Consider the following 14,975-nt stretch of genomic DNA (forward strand, 5'->3'; position numbering starts at 1 on the left):
GTTAAAGTGTTGATATATAAGTAAACGCGGGCTTAGTCTCTCCGTTTTGGTTAATAAAGCCAAAATGCTCTTGAGCTCGTTTACGCCAAGGAAGTCGACCAACGACTTCCTTTGGTATTTCTGTAAAGTCGTATAAAGTCCAAGACATAAATTGTAAATTGTGAGTTTTAAATTTCTCTTGAGCTAGTTTATAATATGCCATTTGGTCGTTTTCTGAATTACCAAATGGATTCCAAATGCCACGATAAGAAGACAACCCAAACTCCTGAAGCACCAATGGTTTATTAGGTATTTCTGTTTTCATTTTATTTATGGCTTCGTCAAAATCACTTAAATCTTCATAATAATGAAACGATATAAAATCTACTTTATCTTTTAATATTGAAGCGCTTTCTGTATTAGACCAACCAACGGTAACCGGATGCTTATCATCTAAAGATTTTACTAAATCTATCATATGATCCACCCAAGCTATAACCAAATCTTTTCCTCTAGATTTAAAGTCTAAATTAGGTTCGTTTTTAATATCCCAAGCCAATAACGCATTATGGTTTTTTACACTATTTACTATGGTTGTGGCATGTTTTTGATTTAAAGTCCAATTTAACACGGAGTAATCGCCATAAAAATCGAACAAGGTTAAAACGACTTTTAATTGCTGTTCTTCTGCAGCATCTAAGGTGTGTTTTAATTTTTCTAATTTTTTATATTCTACGCTCGCTTTTCCGAAGTCTTCATATTGTACAAATAGTCTAACAGCATTTAAACCTGCATCCTTTATAATTTTAAAATCTTTCGAAATAGTGTCTTTAGAAAAATCATCACCATACATATTCCAAGGTGTTGCTTGTGGGTAATAGTTAATACCTTTAATATTCAGGCTATCGGTATTTACCATTTTGTTTTCTGGTTTATAAATTTCGGTATGTTCTTTTACTAAATGTCTTATTCTCCAAAAGCCATCTTCTAATAAAAACACAATTTTATAGGTGGATAATTCATTAGTTTCTAGTACTAATGTTTCGTCTTTATAAACACGTTTGTACTCTATTACATTTCTATCGGTAATAACGGCTAATTGGCCATCTTCACTAAAAAACTCTAAAGTAGGGTTGTGCTGTAAGGTGGTGGCTTCAATAGTTATGTTTTTAGCTTTATTTAATGCAATAAAATCATATAAGTTTAGTCTAGCACTATCGGTATAGTAATCTTTAATACCAGCAATTTTATTGGTTTTGTAGGCTATTTGCTTTACATACCAAGCGTCTAAGTAATCGTTTTGTAAAGCATTAAGGTTTTCGCTATCCATTGGTCTGCCTTCGTTTTGTAAAGGTTCCCAATTTAATTTAGGTAGATATTGTTCTACTTTTTGTATTTCGGTATGCAGCATAGAGCTTCTGTCTGCTCCGGTATTTAAATAGCTAAAGAGTGCGCTAATACCAGTAATAATAAGTCCTATAAGAATAATATAGGAAGCCAATAATATGGTACGCATGATATTTTTATTAAAACCTACCATAATTTTTTAGATTTAAATACTTTGGTTTTTCCGGCTGTTTCCAATTGGAAATTATAAGTTTCATTCTCGAAAATAGCAGGTTTTAAAGAAAAATTAGCATAACCATTAAAGGACGTTTTTGTTAGCGTTTTAAATAGTGTATCTCCTTTAAAAACTTTGAGTTTAACTTGCAAGCCATCAGGAATCATTTGCTTCATGAAGCTTTGTAAAGGCCCAACACGAATAGTTCTGTTATTGTTTAAAAAAGAGACTTCAAAATCTTCAATAACCTGTTTGTAATGCAATGTTATGGTATTGCTTTCGGCCATTCCATCTACAAATGCAGAAATGCGCCATTGGTCTTTAAAATCTGGATGAATTATTTTAGATGTAGCAACACCATTAATTGTAGTGCCTGTGGTTTTTAAAATATTGTTTTCGGCATTAGTTATAATAAAAGTTACAAAAGTGCCATCGCTAACTATATTATTAAGACGGTCTTTAATTATTGACGTAGAAAATGTGGTAATTTGATTGCCATCGGCATAATCATGCGGTCGTGTTGCCGAAATGCTAAAATCTGTTGGAATTGCGGCCGATACATTTATGGTAAATTCCTTGGAGTTTATACCTAAACTTTCAGAAGACACTAACATACGGCCACTTTCTTTTTTAGAATTAATATTTTTAAATGCTATTAAATTATTAGTAAGTATGGTTTCTTTTTCTTCCGAATCTAAAAACTGAAAATTAGCATTTACAGTGGTGTTGTTTGGTACTGGATTATCTAAACTATCGGTGGGTATAACTACTAGCATAGTATAATCTGTTCCGCCAGCTTCAATACTTGGCGGGCCAATATAAGTTTCCATGGTAGCAACTTCTGCCTTAGGTGTAATGTATATGTTGCCAGAAATGGGTGTTTTAGTATCTAGTAATTGCCAATTAATAACACCAGTTTTTTTAGAAATATTATTTGGTATTTTATAGTGTAATTCTTGGTTTTTTCTGTCTCCAGAAATTAAAGTAGAACCATAACTATTGGAGCAGTAGAGTAGTGGAGCAACGGCTTTAGTTGCAGGGAATTTTAAAACAATAGAGCTACCAACTTCATATTTAGTTTGCGTTGTAACCGATGCATTAGTCGAGGCTTGTTCGTGTTGTTGTGCCACAGCAAACCCCGATAATAAAATCAAAATTAATGGAATGATATGTGTTTTCTTTATCTGCATTAATTAGGACTACCTATATAAGTGTTAATTTCAATTTTTATATAACTAAAGTTAGGATGCTCGATTTTTTGTAATTGTGCGTCACTATGCTTTTTAATTCTATTAGGCACAATTTTACTAGAAATCGCATCATTTGGTAAACCGTTTACAAAAATGTTTTCCATATTGCTATTTATAATTTTTACCGTACCATTTTTTAAAATTTGATATTCAAAATCTTGCTTACGTTGTTGTCTTACTCCGGCTTTTACAAATAAATGATCTACCCAAAGCATTTCTTTATTAGCATCGTAATACGAAATTAGCAGTTGCGGAATGGTTATTTCTTGCAAACCGCTATTAAATAAATTACCATGTATGGTTCCTTTGTTAAAATTTACAGCGCTTAGTACAACATTTTTATATAAATCGGAGCCCGATACGTTACCTGCAACTTGAAGATTAAATTTGGTAGGTTGTTCTTCAAATTCTACAGGGGTAAACTCATCTGGATTAAATGTGTCCGGAATGGAATCTTGCGTTTTAGACCAGGCTATACCTTCAAAATTAATACGGAAGCTACTCGACTCTTTAGGCATTAATTTATGTTTTACATGGTATTTAGCGTTATAAGTTGCGAGCTGCTTATTGTTATCATTATAAAGTGTGCCTTTTAGAATCACATCGGCTGGAACATTGTCTATATTTTGTACCTCGCCAATTATGGCATAACTACCACTATATTTAACCAATTTAGCCGAAACCACTTCTAGTACTGGTTGTTTTAAAATATCTTCGTGGTGGGTTTGCTCTGTTGTTATGCGGCGTCTACCTTGATTAAAATATTTAGTTGTATTATCAGAATATAATTGGTCTGGAGGTAAATCATTATTTAAATCGTCTGGTTGTAAATACCATTTACCGTTGTGTTTCGATAATGATTTGTAATCAACCTTTTCAATTTTCTCCAAAGGCGTAATCCATTGGCTAATTACTTTTGCAGATACCGTACTATCGTTATGTGTTGTAATTTCGGTTTCAATGGCGTCCATTTTAGCATAACTACTAAGTAAACCATCTGTTACAGATATTTCTAACATGTATTGTGCAATGGGTAAATTACTTTCTGGATCTATTAAGCTATGTGCTTTCTCAAATTCTTTAAAATCTAAAGCATCATAATAAGCCATTATGGCGTTTTCAGGACTGCGCTGTGTATCGTTCTTTAAGTAGAACAAGTATATACCGTAGCACATTATAATAGCCAAAATAAATGACCAAATATGGGTAATGCGCAGTACATTTCTATTGAATTTAGTGTAAGCTACCGGGTATTTTAAAAAGTCGGGTATTGGTTTAACACGGGTTTTTAGCATATTAACCCAAAGCATTTGTATGTTTAAAATAAAGGCAACTAAAACCGTTAAAAACGGCATAATACCCCAATGTATTTTTAGCCATTTGGCAACATCTTCTTTAGGTAGTATAGAGGATACCGGAGGAATGTTAAGACGCTCCCAAACCATAATACCATTTTCTAACTGGCGCAAACGTTGCCAACCACAGAAGTAGAGTATGGGGTCGTAAAACTTATCGTTAGAAAAAATGTACTTTAGGTTATATTTTTCTGGTGTTGTTAAAAACTGTTGAAGCGATCCAATACCTGCAACGCCTTTAAATTTCGAGTTTTCTAAACGTTCTATGGGGCGTGTGGTTAATTCAGGTAACCGTCTTGCCGAATGATAATTACCATCAACAGTCATTGCATTAGTTTGCGCACTTAACCATGCCATTTGGTCGCCAAAACCTAAAGTTAAAAAGCGCCACTTATCATGATCGTCCTGGTTTAGGAAATTCACAATAGGAAGCATTTTAATTTTTTGTGGTTGCGATGGTCTAAAATAGCCCAAACTCATTGTAAAAATAACCATAGATACAAATAAACCAGCAAGTATACCACCAATAATGCGATGGTAAATAGCGCCAAATTTAGTTTGTATTAAGGTTTTTAAATCGCCTTCAACCAAACGATACGCAAACTCCCCTAATAATGGAATAGACATAATAGAAGCCCAAAGTGTAAAACGGTCTAAGGTTAAAATGTTAAAGGCCGTTTCGCCTAGCATTTTTAAGGGAACTGGTGTTGTACCACCGGTTCCTAAAATGGTACAAATGGTTATGGATAACCCAAAAAACAAATAACGTTTACTGTAATATCTATAAAAAATGTATGGTAAAACTACCAGTAAAACACCCCAAGGAATTAAAAAGAAAACCAAACCAGACGAGGTAATTTCTAAAAAGTTATCTCTAGAGCCATGAGGTATGGGTACTTGTGTAATTGGGTTGGCTTTAGAGTTTAACCAATACGGAAAAATACAGCCTATAATAAGCACTAAGGATAACATGCCAAAACTCACAATGCGCTTAAACAACTTAAAAAAGCTATTTAAAAACACTTTAAATGTTACCTCTTTCATGGTGTTTACTTGTTCTCTAGAAACATCCATTAACACCATTCCAATTAGTGGGAAAATAAAGAATACCATCCCAAAAATAGGAGTAACATGATGCGAAGTTACGGTTACGGCTATTAACGATAAGGAAGTGGCTAAATACCATTTTTTACCTGTTTTTAGCCATAAATATATTTCTGGTAAGGCATGCATTAAAACAGAAACTCCAACAATACTAGGCAACTGACCAAAAATATGAAGCGTTTCCACAAATGATGACGAAAACACCGCTAAAACTGTGGCATAACCTGCTACAGTTTTATTGGAGGTCATTAATAACGAAAAGCGATACGTTCCTGTTATAAATAGCACAATGGCAATTAGGGCTACGCTAAACATACCAAATTTTAAACCTCCTATTAAAGATAGTAAGCCTATAGATTGATGCACTAAAGGCGGATAACTCTGCACTGTAAATCCTGTGTACCATTCGTAATTCCATGGCTCAAACCAACTATTTGCATAATGATCTGCAAAGAACAAATGTATTAAAGCGTCATAAGTGGTTTCTAAAGTGAAAAATATAGCACTACCATGAAAGGCTAACCCTAAAAGTAGGGCGGAAATTAAATATTTGTTAGAGGTTTCTTTCATTAATAATCTTGGAGGCTGTGCTACATGGTAAAGATAAATAATTTAATTAGGCTACAAATTTAATTTATCTATAGCTTTTTACCATTCGTCTACACTTATAAATGGATTAATCTAATTATAAAATAAAAAGACGGTTTCTCATGTAATTTTGACCCATAGTTAATTAAAAAATCCCTCGAAATGAAAGTGTTAGTAATAGACGATGAACAAACAGTGCTTATGCCTATTAAAAAAAAGTTAGAAGCATTAGGCTTTCAAGTTTGCACCACGCCAGATGCCATTGATGGTATTTTATTGTTCGATAGTGTTAAACCAAATTTAGTAATAGTAGATATTAATATGCCAGAAATTACTGGAATAGAATTTATAAATCATATTAGAATTAAAAAAAACTCGTCTGTTCCTATTATCGTTTTATCTGGTAATACAAAAGACGAGGTTATGGCAGAAGCCTTCAAACTAGGAATTAACGATTACATTAAAAAACCAATCTGTTTAAATGATATTTGTTTACGAATCAAACGCTTAAATATCTTTTTTCAAACTTATTAATTAAAAAAATAAAATCCTCAAAATCATGAAAATATTAGCCATTGACGATCAACAATTAGTTTTATTACCACTACAAAAAAGGTTACAAGAATTAGGTTACGAAGTTATAATAGAAACAGATGCCTACGCAGGTATTTCCATTTACAACCATGAAAACCCAGATTTAGTTATAGTAGATATTAATATGCCTAATGTTTCTGGTTTAGATATAGTAAAATATATTAGAAACTCTAAAAACGCAGATACGCCAGTTATGGTACTATCTGGTAATACCGAGGATAATATTATCACTACTGGTTTTGAGTTAGGTATTAATGACTACATGAAAAAACCATTAAGTTTAAACGAAATTAGTGCACGTGTTAAGCGATTAATTGGAGCTCCCGAAGGCGAAAATATTGCTAGTAATAGCAATGTTATGATTCAGGAGCGTTGCGTTGGTGTTGTGATTCCTTGTTATAACGAGGAAGAACGTTTATTAAGCAACGAGTTTATAAATTATATTGTTAAAAACTCTGGATATCACTTATGCTTTGTAAACGATGGAAGTACAGATAGAACCTTAGAGGTTTTAAAAGACTTGCAAAAAGGGCGAGAAGATTTTATTACCGTTTACGATTGCGAAAAAAATGGCGGTAAAGCCGAAGCTGTACGTTTAGGGATGCTACACATGGCTAGAAAAGAAGATTTAGATTATATAGGGTTTTTAGATGCCGACTTATCTACCGATTTAGCAGATTTTGACGATTTAGTTAAAACCATTGAAACATCAGACTTTAAAATTGTAAGTGGTTCACGTATTTCTAGAATGGGAGCAAACATTACTAAAGAATCTGCTCGTAAAATAATTAGTTTAAGCATTAACTATATCATCCGAAAAATTTTAAAAATGGATTTTAAAGACACACAATGTGGTGCTAAAATTTTCCATAAAGACGTTATTAACATTGCCTTTGGCGAAAAGTTTGTAACCCAATGGATTTTCGATGTCGAAATTTTTAAAAGAATGAGCATTTATTTCGGGTTACAAAAGGCAAAATCTATGTTATGTGAGCAGCCTTTAAAGAGATGGATACATGCCGATGGTTCTAAACTTTCCATGAAAGATTCCGTAAAAATTGTTGGACAATTAGCACAAATAGCTTGGGTATATAGAGCTAAAAGGTATAAAGTAAAATCTGCAGTTGTAAACGAATTAAAATTAATATAACCTTAAGTTTTATGGTTCGCATAGGGATAATTATCGTCTGTCATAATATCGAAAAACATATAAATGTAGATGTATTTGTAAAGCATTTTAATAAGGCCAAAAACATAGAGCTTTGCTTTGTAAATAATGCCAGTAAAGATAATACATATCAAATATTAAAAGATATTAAAGAAATAAGTAAGAAGGATTTTTCAATTTTAGATATTAAAAGGTATAAGTCCGATCAATCTGCAATTCGCTCCGGCTCAAGGTATATGTTTAGTCAATTTAATTTAAATCATATTGGTTTTGTAAGCAGTAATATTTTAATTAAAAAACAATACAGCCTTTGCAGTTTAATTAAGCATATAAGGGCAAATCAAGATTTTATTCTTCAATATAGTAAACAACTTAAAGAAGACAATCCACCCAAACAAACCCTGTTTCAATCTGTGTTTTCAATAACCGAGTATTTAGATAAATCTAAGGTGCAATTATCAACCTAACACTTTAGGTAATTTAAAAACACTCAGGCTTAGTTTAAGCCTGAGTGTTTTTTTGTTTACCATGTAACAACTCCATTCAAGGTTAATACTTTACCGGTTTCAGTATTTTCAACGGTAGTATCGTCAAAAGTAACTTGGTTGTTTTCTTGGTCTACATTAAAGCCAGAGCCACAATCCAGTTCATCAGACCCACCGTTATAATCAGAGGCACAAACAAAACGGTATTCTTCACCGTTTTTTATAATAATCATCGAGATCGCTTTAGTAGCAGCCGCATTATCTTCGTCATCAAACTGGGCCGTAACAATTATAAAACTATTTACTAAGCTTGCTGTGGTTGGGTTTATTTCCCCATCCTCAATATCAATACTTTTATGCGTTAAAGTAACAGATTTGGTGGTACCCGTCTGGTAAGCGCCTTCTAAAATATTACCAACCGTTAGGCTAGTACCCACTACAGAGGTTTCTTCGCCCGATAATGTAATTGAGCCTTTGGCATTTCCAGAATCGCCATCGGAGTCGCTACTGCAACCCATTAAGCTTAGTGAAACAACAGCACATAACATGAGGCATTTTTTAAATACATTCATAAAAAAGAGATTTTAAATTATTAATTAATAGCTATTAGTAAAACTAAAGTAAATCGTAAGATTTTCCTACCAAAAATTATTAATTGTTTAATAATGGACTTTAAATGACCACCTTACCTTATTATTCGGTTTATTACAATGTGTATTTGGAGCTATTTCCTGCTATCCGTTATATCTTTTTTATGGGTAAGCTATGGGCTTATTAACTGTAATTTTAGGGTATACCAAAGGATTGCTTATTTAGGCTAATTGCGGTACATAAAAAAGGATGCCACTACTATCAGGGCTAAAAAAAAACAGTTACTAGCCAGTAAAGGTGTTATTTTTAAAGTTTAGCCAACCTATTTTTTATTTAAATGTTAAAAAATGAATTCGCCATAAAATTTAACAAGGCCTTAATTGTTTGTTTCAAGTTTTTGTTTTAAATTTAGTTGATTTTCAAATAGATAGAGTCTTGTAGGTGTTTTTATTAAACTCTATTCTAATAGCTGTACCCTTTATTATTTCTGTTTAATTTAATCCTAAAGTATTATGTCTCCATTGTCTAAAACAAATCGTAGATTATCAAAAACCTACAAACGTTATTTTTCTAAAACAAACGAAAATCCCAATTTAAAAGTGCTAGAAACCGATTCTAGTTTTCATTACGAACTGGAAATTCCGGGTTATGTAAAAGAAGATTTTAATTTTTATATAAGTCGAGATAATTTGGTGGTTACAACCGATAAAAGTAATTTAAAACAAACCAATGCGGGAGACGAACCTAAAAAAAAACATGCGTATTGCTACCCTTCGGCGTATTTTAAAATGAGGATTCCTTTACCTAGAAAATTATTAAAAAAGGAAATATTGGTAAATTATAAAAACAAAATCCTGAGTTTCGATCTATTAAAGCTTCAGGATCACTCCGATGAAGGTTTGTTAATATAATCCATCAGTATTTACCCGCCAATAGTAATCATGCTTCGGTTGTTGTTGTGCAGTTTAGGTTCCTGTAATTTTTTAAGTGTATCCATGCCACCGCGTACTTTAAATTTAGAGGCAACGGCTTTTTGTATAACAGGTTCTATGGAACCTCCAGATCTTAACGTGGTTAATAAATCCGATTCGCCAGCCGAAAATAAGCAGTTTTTTAGTTGTCCATTAGCTGTTAAACGCAATCTATTACACGAATCGCAAAACGGGTTGGTTACCGAGCTTATAATGGCAAAACTACCTTTATAGTCTTTTATTTTGTAGTTTTTGGATGTGTCGTTAGCAGCATCTTGTAAGCGTTCTACGCTGCCTTCCGCGAAAGCGTTATTAACATAAGCCATTACTTGGGCATAAGATACCATTTTACTCATATCCCATTTATTACCATCAAAAGGCATAAATTCAATAAAACGCACAGAAATTGGTAGATTTTTGGTGAAATGAATAAAATCGATAATTTCATTATCGTTAAATCCTTTCATTAATACCGCATTTACTTTAACTGTAAAACCTTCTTTAACCAAAAGTAAAATGTTATTGTAAACCTTTTTAAACTCGTGGCGGCGCGTAATATGCCTAAATTTAGCGTCGTCCAAGGAATCTAGGCTAACATTTATTTTATTTACACCGTTGGCTTTTAAAACCCCAATAAATTTATCGATTATCACAGCGTTGGATGTTATGGAGAGCTCAACCGGAAGTGTCGCTAACTTTTCTAAAATTACCGGAATATCTTTTCTAATTAAAGGTTCGCCACCTGTTAGCCTAATTTTAGTAACGCCATGGTCTACAAACGTTTTAGCAATTTCGTAGATTTCTTCGTAAGTCATTAATTGGCTTTTAGGCGATAATGTTACGCCTTCTTCTGGCATACAATAGGTACAGCGTAAATTGCAACGTTCAATTAACGAAATACGAAGATAGGCATGATCTCTACCATGCGCATCTTGTAATATGTTTGTTTTGTCTTTCATTTTTGTTTTATCTCAATTTACACTTTCACGCTCAGTCTTGGTAACTGGTTTAATTTCATTGTTTAAACTTTTTGCTTTAGCATGAATTTTAAGGTAAAGCTTATCACTACAACTAATCAAACTGCCAACTGGTGCTGAATCCTGCGACTTTTTTTCTTAGCGCCTTAGCGTAAAAAACTAGTCGTGTCTTGCGCCCTTTAAAATTCTAAAAACATGTAAAACCGATGGAAATATAGCATCCATAGATTCTTTGGCTCCGTTTGTAGAGCCAGGTAAGGCTAGAACCAACGTACTGCCAATGGTTCCGGCAACACTTCTTGATAGCATTGCAAATGGCATGCGGTCTTGCCCGTAATTACGAATCGCTTCTTCAATACCCGGAATTCTTCTATCCAATAAGGGTATTAGAGCTTCTGGGGTAACATCTCGCCCCGAAAGTCCTGTGCCACCAGTATAAATTACCATGTCGATACCTTGTTCCTGATAGGCTTTTACCTTTTGTTGAATGGCTTCAACTTCATCTGGAATAATAACATATTCCGTTATTTTAACATCGCAGCTTTCAAGCTTAGTTATAATCGCTTTTCCTGCCTTATCTTCTTTATGACCAGCCGAAATAGTATCGGAACACACCACAACAGCAGCTTTTAAATCTTTTCTAAATGTATCTTTAAAATCTGATTTACCACCTTTCTTTTTCAATAATTTAATGGCGTGTATTTCTATGCCTTTATCAATAGGTTTAAGCATATCGTACATGTTTAAAGCTACAACGCTTGCACCATGCATGGCTTCAACTTCAACACCTGTTTTATAGATTGTTTTTACAGTAAATAAAACTGTTATTTCTAAATCGTTTATTTCATATTCAACACCTGTAAATTCAATAGGTAAGGGGTGGCAATCGGGTAAAATATCGGGTGTGCGTTTTACGCCCAATAATCCAGCCGCTTTGCTCATGGCAAATACATTGCCTTTAGGAACGGTGTCGTTTTTAATAGCTTGTATTGTTTCTATTTTGCTAACCTTTACCACAGCTTGAGCAATTGCGGTTCTTAATGTTGTTACTTTATGTGTAATGTCGACCATTTTTTTGTGCGTTGTTTAGTTGTTTGCTGTTTAGTTGTTTTCGATTTAACGACAAACAGCTAAACAAAATACGTTTACGAGTTCACTTTCCATTGGTGTGATTCATCTTCAAATATTTCTTTACCAAAAACAGGAACATCTGCTTTTATAGCTTCAACGATATATTCTAAAGCTTCAAAAACTACTTTTCGTCTTGGTGAAGACACAAATACAAATAAGCAAATTTCTCCTGCTTTTACAGTGCCAAGGCTGTGGTAAATATGCATGCATGTTAAATCGAATTTAGCAAAGGCGGATTCTCTAATGTCATGAAATTTCTGATTTGCCATATCTTCATAAGCGGTGTATTCAATGGCCGAAACCGTTTTACCATCAATCTCGTCTGCTCTTACTTGTCCTAAGAAAATGTTATGGGCACCAATACTTGTTTTTGTTTGGTGTTTATAAATGGAATTACCAATAAATTCTGAAGTTATGGCACCAGATTGGAATACGTTTTTGGTTTTTTTGTTTGTCATGATTATGTTTTTTTAATCTCCAAAAGGAGGTGTTTTTTTATTACTTTTTCAGGCTTATAGGTCTTTTTAACTTTCGTTCTTTTGCGTCGTTTTAAAAACCTTGTAAGTATCAATTATGTCCTTTGCGCCTTCTTTTAAACTAAAACAGTTTGTAATATTTGCGCGTTGCAATATTAAAACCGCGCGTTTGCTTCTTTTACCAGATTGACACAAAAGGACTTTCTTTTTATCTGTACTTATTTGGTGTAAATTGTTTTCTAAAATGCCTAACGGGATAGCCGTTACATTTAAGCCTTCAATTTTTGGTAGCTCATGTGCTTCTCTAACATCAATAAATTGGATGTTGTCTTGAGGTAATACATCGTGAATAGAAATGGTATTAATTTCCGTTTCGCAATTAACTTCCATTTTGGTATTGTGGAAGTTTTCTTCGGTTTTTAGAACCTTAGAAACAACGTTTTTATTTCTTTTAATTTTTAAAGTGGAGGTTTTACAGGTTAAAGCATTATAGCAAAGTAGGTGTCCGGATAGGACATTGCCAATACCTAAAACTATTTTTAAAACCTCATTAGCCTGCATACTTCCAATAATACCAGGAAGCACACCTAAAACTCCTATTTCTGAGCAATTGGGTATACTGTCTTGCGCTGGTGTATTTGGAAACAAACAACGGTATGATGGTCCGTTATTATAATTAAAAACAGAAACTTGTCCTTCAAATTTGTAAATAGCTCCAAATACCAATGGTTTGTTTGTTATTATAGCGGCATCATTCACTAAGTAACGCGTATCAAAATTATCTGAACCATCTACAATAATGTCATATTCATTAAAAATTACTATGGCGTTTTTATACGTTAACTGTTCCGCGTAAGCGATAATAGAAATACTATCGTTTAAATCTTCTAAACGTGTTTTTGCTGCAATGGCTTTATTTACTCCTAACGAAGATTTACCATAAAGCACCTGGCGTTGCAGGTTTGTAATATCCACCACATCAAAATCTATAACACCAAGGGTTCCAATTCCTGCTGCCGCTAGATATTGCAAAATAGGGCAGCCCAAGCCACCAGCACCAATAACCAATACTTTAGCGTTGGAAATTTTGTCTTGACCTAGTTGACCAATTTCGGATAATATGATATGTCTGTTGTATCTACTCATTATTCGTATTAAGGCAGGAATCTTATCCTACCAGTTATTTTTTTAACCTCCTGCAAAAGGTGGTAATAAGGCAATTTCGGCACCTGTTAATTTGGTTTCTTTCGAAACGAGTTCTTGATTTTGCGCCACTTGAAAATCTTTAGTTTTTAAGGTGTTGTATTTTCTATAAAGGGTTTCTAAAAGTTCATAAATATATGTTCCGGAAACTTCTAATGTTTCTTCTTCAATATGAGTGATTTCGGTTAATTGCCCGAAATATTTAATGATTATTTGCATCTTTAATGGCTTTTAATTCGGTTTTAGTATTTACATTCATGGTTGTAATTTCATTTTCTTTTTCTAAAATGACGTTTTTGGATTTACAGCTTTTAATAGCTACCCGTAAACGTCTTTCATCATGTTTTAAAAATGTATTAAAGGTCTGGGCAACGTCTTTTTTATACAAGGCTATTAATGGCATGCTTTTACCATTGCTCTCTACTTGAATAATTTCGTGATAATCATCAATATTATCAATTAGCTTTTCAAGTATTTGGGTATTAATCAACGGAATATCGCAACTTAAAATTAAATTATAATCTGTTGAAGACGCTTTTAAACCTGAGCATATTCCTGCAACGGGTCCTGCATTTTTAGTGATGTCGGTAATGCGTTTTAATCCGAAAACATCATAATCAGCATTATCCGAAACAATTATAATTTCGGAAACTAACGGTGATAAAGCATCAATGCTATATTGCACAAAAGGTTTGTTGTTTAGTAGTAGAAAACCTTTGTCTGTACCCATGCGGGAGCTTTTTCCACCAGCTAAAATAATGCCTGTTATGTTTTTTTTGTGTATCATTTAAGTGAAAAATAATTTGCCACAGGCAATGATTAATACAAAGGCCAAAATATATCGTAAACGTTGGTTATTAATTATTTTACTACCATAATAACCACCTAAAACCCCTCCAACTAGTGCAATGGCAACCAATAGGAAGGATTCTTTTTGTATAGTTACGCCACTGTTTAGTTGGCCTATTAAACCTGCAGCCGAATTAACCCAAATAAAAAGCGCCGAAACTGCCGCGGCTTCTTTCATTTTACCCCAATGTAATAGCAGAATTATAGGCGTTAATATAATGCCTCCACCAATGCCAATAAGCCCAGAAAAGAAGCCTATAATACCACCTGTAATTAAACCTTGCCAAAGTTTAATAGGTTTTATACTATTGCTTTCTTTACCAAATACGTTTAGCATTTTTAGAATAGCAAAGACTAATAATATGGCAAGTATTTTTTTGTAAATAGAGGCATCAACCTCCAAAGTACCACCCAAATAAGCGAGTGGGATGGAAGCTATAGCAAATGATATGAATAACTTTTTATTAAAATGACCCGCTTTGTAATAGTAGTAAAATGAGATGCCTGCAACAAAAAGATTTAACAATAGGGCAGTAGGTTTCATGGTTTCGGGAGCAAAAGAAAACAACGCCATTAAGGCTAAATAACCACTAGCACCGCCATGACCAACGCTGGCGTATAAAAAGGATACCACAGGCAGGATTAATAGAAAGAGATATATGTTTTCGGTTTGTAACACTAAAAATTAAATTT

15 protein-coding genes are annotated in these 14,975 nt (G+C 33.4%); 4 read left to right on the forward strand and 11 right to left on the reverse strand.

The features are described from left to right. Position 1: 1 nt before the first annotated feature. From BMY96_RS05775 to BMY96_RS05785, 3 genes are read right to left on the reverse strand one after another with little or no spacing between them, the layout of a single operon-like run. Positions 2 to 1,519 (reverse strand): cellulase family glycosylhydrolase, encoded by a 1,518-nt coding sequence (locus tag BMY96_RS05775; RefSeq protein WP_092850247.1) that lies wholly within the window; start codon positions 1,517 to 1,519, stop codon positions 2 to 4. After that, on the reverse strand, positions 1,513 to 2,730 hold the full coding sequence (locus tag BMY96_RS05780) for a hypothetical protein (RefSeq protein ID WP_092850252.1): 1,218 nt from the start codon (positions 2,728 to 2,730) through the stop codon (positions 1,513 to 1,515). The genes BMY96_RS05775 and BMY96_RS05780 overlap by 7 nt, the downstream gene beginning before the upstream one ends. Continuing rightward, entirely contained in the window at positions 2,730 to 5,819 is a 3,090-nt protein-coding gene (locus BMY96_RS05785; protein ID WP_092850255.1) for a hypothetical protein, read from the reverse strand. The genes BMY96_RS05780 and BMY96_RS05785 overlap by 1 nt, the downstream gene beginning before the upstream one ends. 180 nt (positions 5,820 to 5,999) lie before the next feature. Between BMY96_RS05785 and BMY96_RS05790 the strand changes: the two genes are divergently transcribed. Genes BMY96_RS05790 through BMY96_RS05800 form a run of 3 tightly spaced genes read left to right on the forward strand, consistent with a single transcriptional unit; the run spans position 6,000 to position 8,066 of the window. Beyond that, entirely contained in the window at positions 6,000 to 6,371 is a 372-nt protein-coding gene (locus tag BMY96_RS05790; protein ID WP_092850257.1) for a response regulator, read from the forward strand. 25 nt (positions 6,372 to 6,396) lie between these two features. After that, positions 6,397 to 7,581 (forward strand): response regulator, encoded by a 1,185-nt coding sequence (locus BMY96_RS05795; RefSeq protein ID WP_092850258.1) that lies wholly within the window; start codon positions 6,397 to 6,399, stop codon positions 7,579 to 7,581. Between the two features lie 11 nt (positions 7,582 to 7,592). Continuing rightward, positions 7,593 to 8,066 (forward strand): glycosyltransferase, encoded by a 474-nt coding sequence (locus BMY96_RS05800; RefSeq protein ID WP_092850260.1) that lies wholly within the window; start codon positions 7,593 to 7,595, stop codon positions 8,064 to 8,066. A 56-nt stretch (positions 8,067 to 8,122) separates the two neighbouring features. Here BMY96_RS05800 and BMY96_RS05805 read toward each other — a convergent pair whose 3' ends face one another. Then, positions 8,123 to 8,656 carry a hypothetical protein gene (locus BMY96_RS05805; RefSeq protein ID WP_139205220.1) on the reverse strand — a complete coding sequence of 178 codons (534 nt, stop codon included), beginning with the start codon at positions 8,654 to 8,656 and terminating at the stop codon, positions 8,123 to 8,125. Between the two features lie 531 nt (positions 8,657 to 9,187). Here BMY96_RS05805 and BMY96_RS05810 point away from each other — a divergent pair. Next, the gene (locus BMY96_RS05810) at positions 9,188 to 9,586 is read left to right on the forward strand and encodes an Hsp20/alpha crystallin family protein (protein ID WP_092850265.1); all 399 of its coding nucleotides are present in this window, start codon (positions 9,188 to 9,190) and stop codon (positions 9,584 to 9,586) included. 11 nt (positions 9,587 to 9,597) lie between these two features. Here BMY96_RS05810 and moaA read toward each other — a convergent pair whose 3' ends face one another. The 7 genes from moaA to BMY96_RS05845 form a co-directional block, all read right to left on the reverse strand. Next, positions 9,598 to 10,605, reverse strand: coding sequence for a GTP 3',8-cyclase MoaA (moaA, locus tag BMY96_RS05815; RefSeq protein WP_092850267.1), 1,008 nt, complete (start codon positions 10,603 to 10,605; stop codon positions 9,598 to 9,600). Between the two features lie 177 nt (positions 10,606 to 10,782). After that, positions 10,783 to 11,694 (reverse strand): bifunctional molybdenum cofactor biosynthesis protein MoaC/MoaB, encoded by a 912-nt coding sequence (gene moaCB / locus BMY96_RS05820; RefSeq protein WP_092850269.1) that lies wholly within the window; start codon positions 11,692 to 11,694, stop codon positions 10,783 to 10,785. 74 nt (positions 11,695 to 11,768) lie between these two features. Beyond that, the gene (locus BMY96_RS05825) at positions 11,769 to 12,212 is read right to left on the reverse strand and encodes a molybdenum cofactor biosynthesis protein MoaE (RefSeq protein WP_092850272.1); all 444 of its coding nucleotides are present in this window, start codon (positions 12,210 to 12,212) and stop codon (positions 11,769 to 11,771) included. Positions 12,213 to 12,278: 66 nt separating this feature from the next. After that, positions 12,279 to 13,376 (reverse strand): molybdopterin-synthase adenylyltransferase MoeB, encoded by a 1,098-nt coding sequence (gene moeB / locus BMY96_RS05830; protein ID WP_092850275.1) that lies wholly within the window; start codon positions 13,374 to 13,376, stop codon positions 12,279 to 12,281. Positions 13,377 to 13,418: 42 nt separating this feature from the next. Beyond that, a complete protein-coding gene (locus BMY96_RS05835; protein ID WP_092850277.1) occupies positions 13,419 to 13,652 on the reverse strand; it encodes a MoaD/ThiS family protein in 234 nt (77 codons plus the stop codon). Continuing rightward, positions 13,636 to 14,220, reverse strand: a complete 585-nt coding sequence (gene mobA / locus BMY96_RS05840) for a molybdenum cofactor guanylyltransferase (protein WP_092850280.1) — start codon at positions 14,218 to 14,220, stop codon at positions 13,636 to 13,638. Before mobA ends, BMY96_RS05835 begins: the two co-directional genes overlap by 17 nt. Further along, positions 14,221 to 14,961 (reverse strand): sulfite exporter TauE/SafE family protein, encoded by a 741-nt coding sequence (locus BMY96_RS05845; protein ID WP_092850283.1) that lies wholly within the window; start codon positions 14,959 to 14,961, stop codon positions 14,221 to 14,223. Positions 14,962 to 14,975: the final 14 nt, after the last annotated feature.

The organism is Algibacter pectinivorans, from assembly GCF_900112595.1.
Taxonomy (GTDB): Bacteria; Bacteroidota; Bacteroidia; order Flavobacteriales; family Flavobacteriaceae; genus Algibacter_B; species Algibacter_B pectinivorans.

What these genes read in the sequence shown, in the direction of transcription:
- BMY96_RS05780 (WP_092850252.1), bottom strand. Translation starts at nt 2,730, where the DNA reads ATGCAGATAAAGAAAACACATATCATTCCATTAATTTTGATTTTATTA.
- mobA (WP_092850280.1), bottom strand. Translation starts at nt 14,220, where the DNA reads ATGATACACAAAAAAAACATAACAGGCATTATTTTAGCTGGTGGAAAA.
- BMY96_RS05825 (WP_092850272.1), bottom strand. Translation starts at nt 12,212, where the DNA reads ATGACAAACAAAAAAACCAAAAACGTATTCCAATCTGGTGCCATAACT.
- BMY96_RS05800 (WP_092850260.1), top strand. Translation starts at nt 7,593, where the DNA reads ATGGTTCGCATAGGGATAATTATCGTCTGTCATAATATCGAAAAACAT.
- moaA (WP_092850267.1), bottom strand. Translation starts at nt 10,605, where the DNA reads ATGAAAGACAAAACAAACATATTACAAGATGCGCATGGTAGAGATCAT.
- moeB (WP_092850275.1), bottom strand. Translation starts at nt 13,376, where the DNA reads ATGAGTAGATACAACAGACATATCATATTATCCGAAATTGGTCAACTA.
- BMY96_RS05805 (WP_139205220.1), bottom strand. Translation starts at nt 8,656, where the DNA reads ATGAATGTATTTAAAAAATGCCTCATGTTATGTGCTGTTGTTTCACTA.
- BMY96_RS05790 (WP_092850257.1), top strand. Translation starts at nt 6,000, where the DNA reads ATGAAAGTGTTAGTAATAGACGATGAACAAACAGTGCTTATGCCTATT.
- moaCB (WP_092850269.1), bottom strand. Translation starts at nt 11,694, where the DNA reads ATGGTCGACATTACACATAAAGTAACAACATTAAGAACCGCAATTGCT.
- BMY96_RS05810 (WP_092850265.1), top strand. Translation starts at nt 9,188, where the DNA reads ATGTCTCCATTGTCTAAAACAAATCGTAGATTATCAAAAACCTACAAA.
- BMY96_RS05775 (WP_092850247.1), bottom strand. Translation starts at nt 1,519, where the DNA reads ATGGTAGGTTTTAATAAAAATATCATGCGTACCATATTATTGGCTTCC.
- BMY96_RS05835 (WP_092850277.1), bottom strand. Translation starts at nt 13,652, where the DNA reads ATGCAAATAATCATTAAATATTTCGGGCAATTAACCGAAATCACTCAT.
- BMY96_RS05785 (WP_092850255.1), bottom strand. Translation starts at nt 5,819, where the DNA reads ATGAAAGAAACCTCTAACAAATATTTAATTTCCGCCCTACTTTTAGGG.
- BMY96_RS05795 (WP_092850258.1), top strand. Translation starts at nt 6,397, where the DNA reads ATGAAAATATTAGCCATTGACGATCAACAATTAGTTTTATTACCACTA.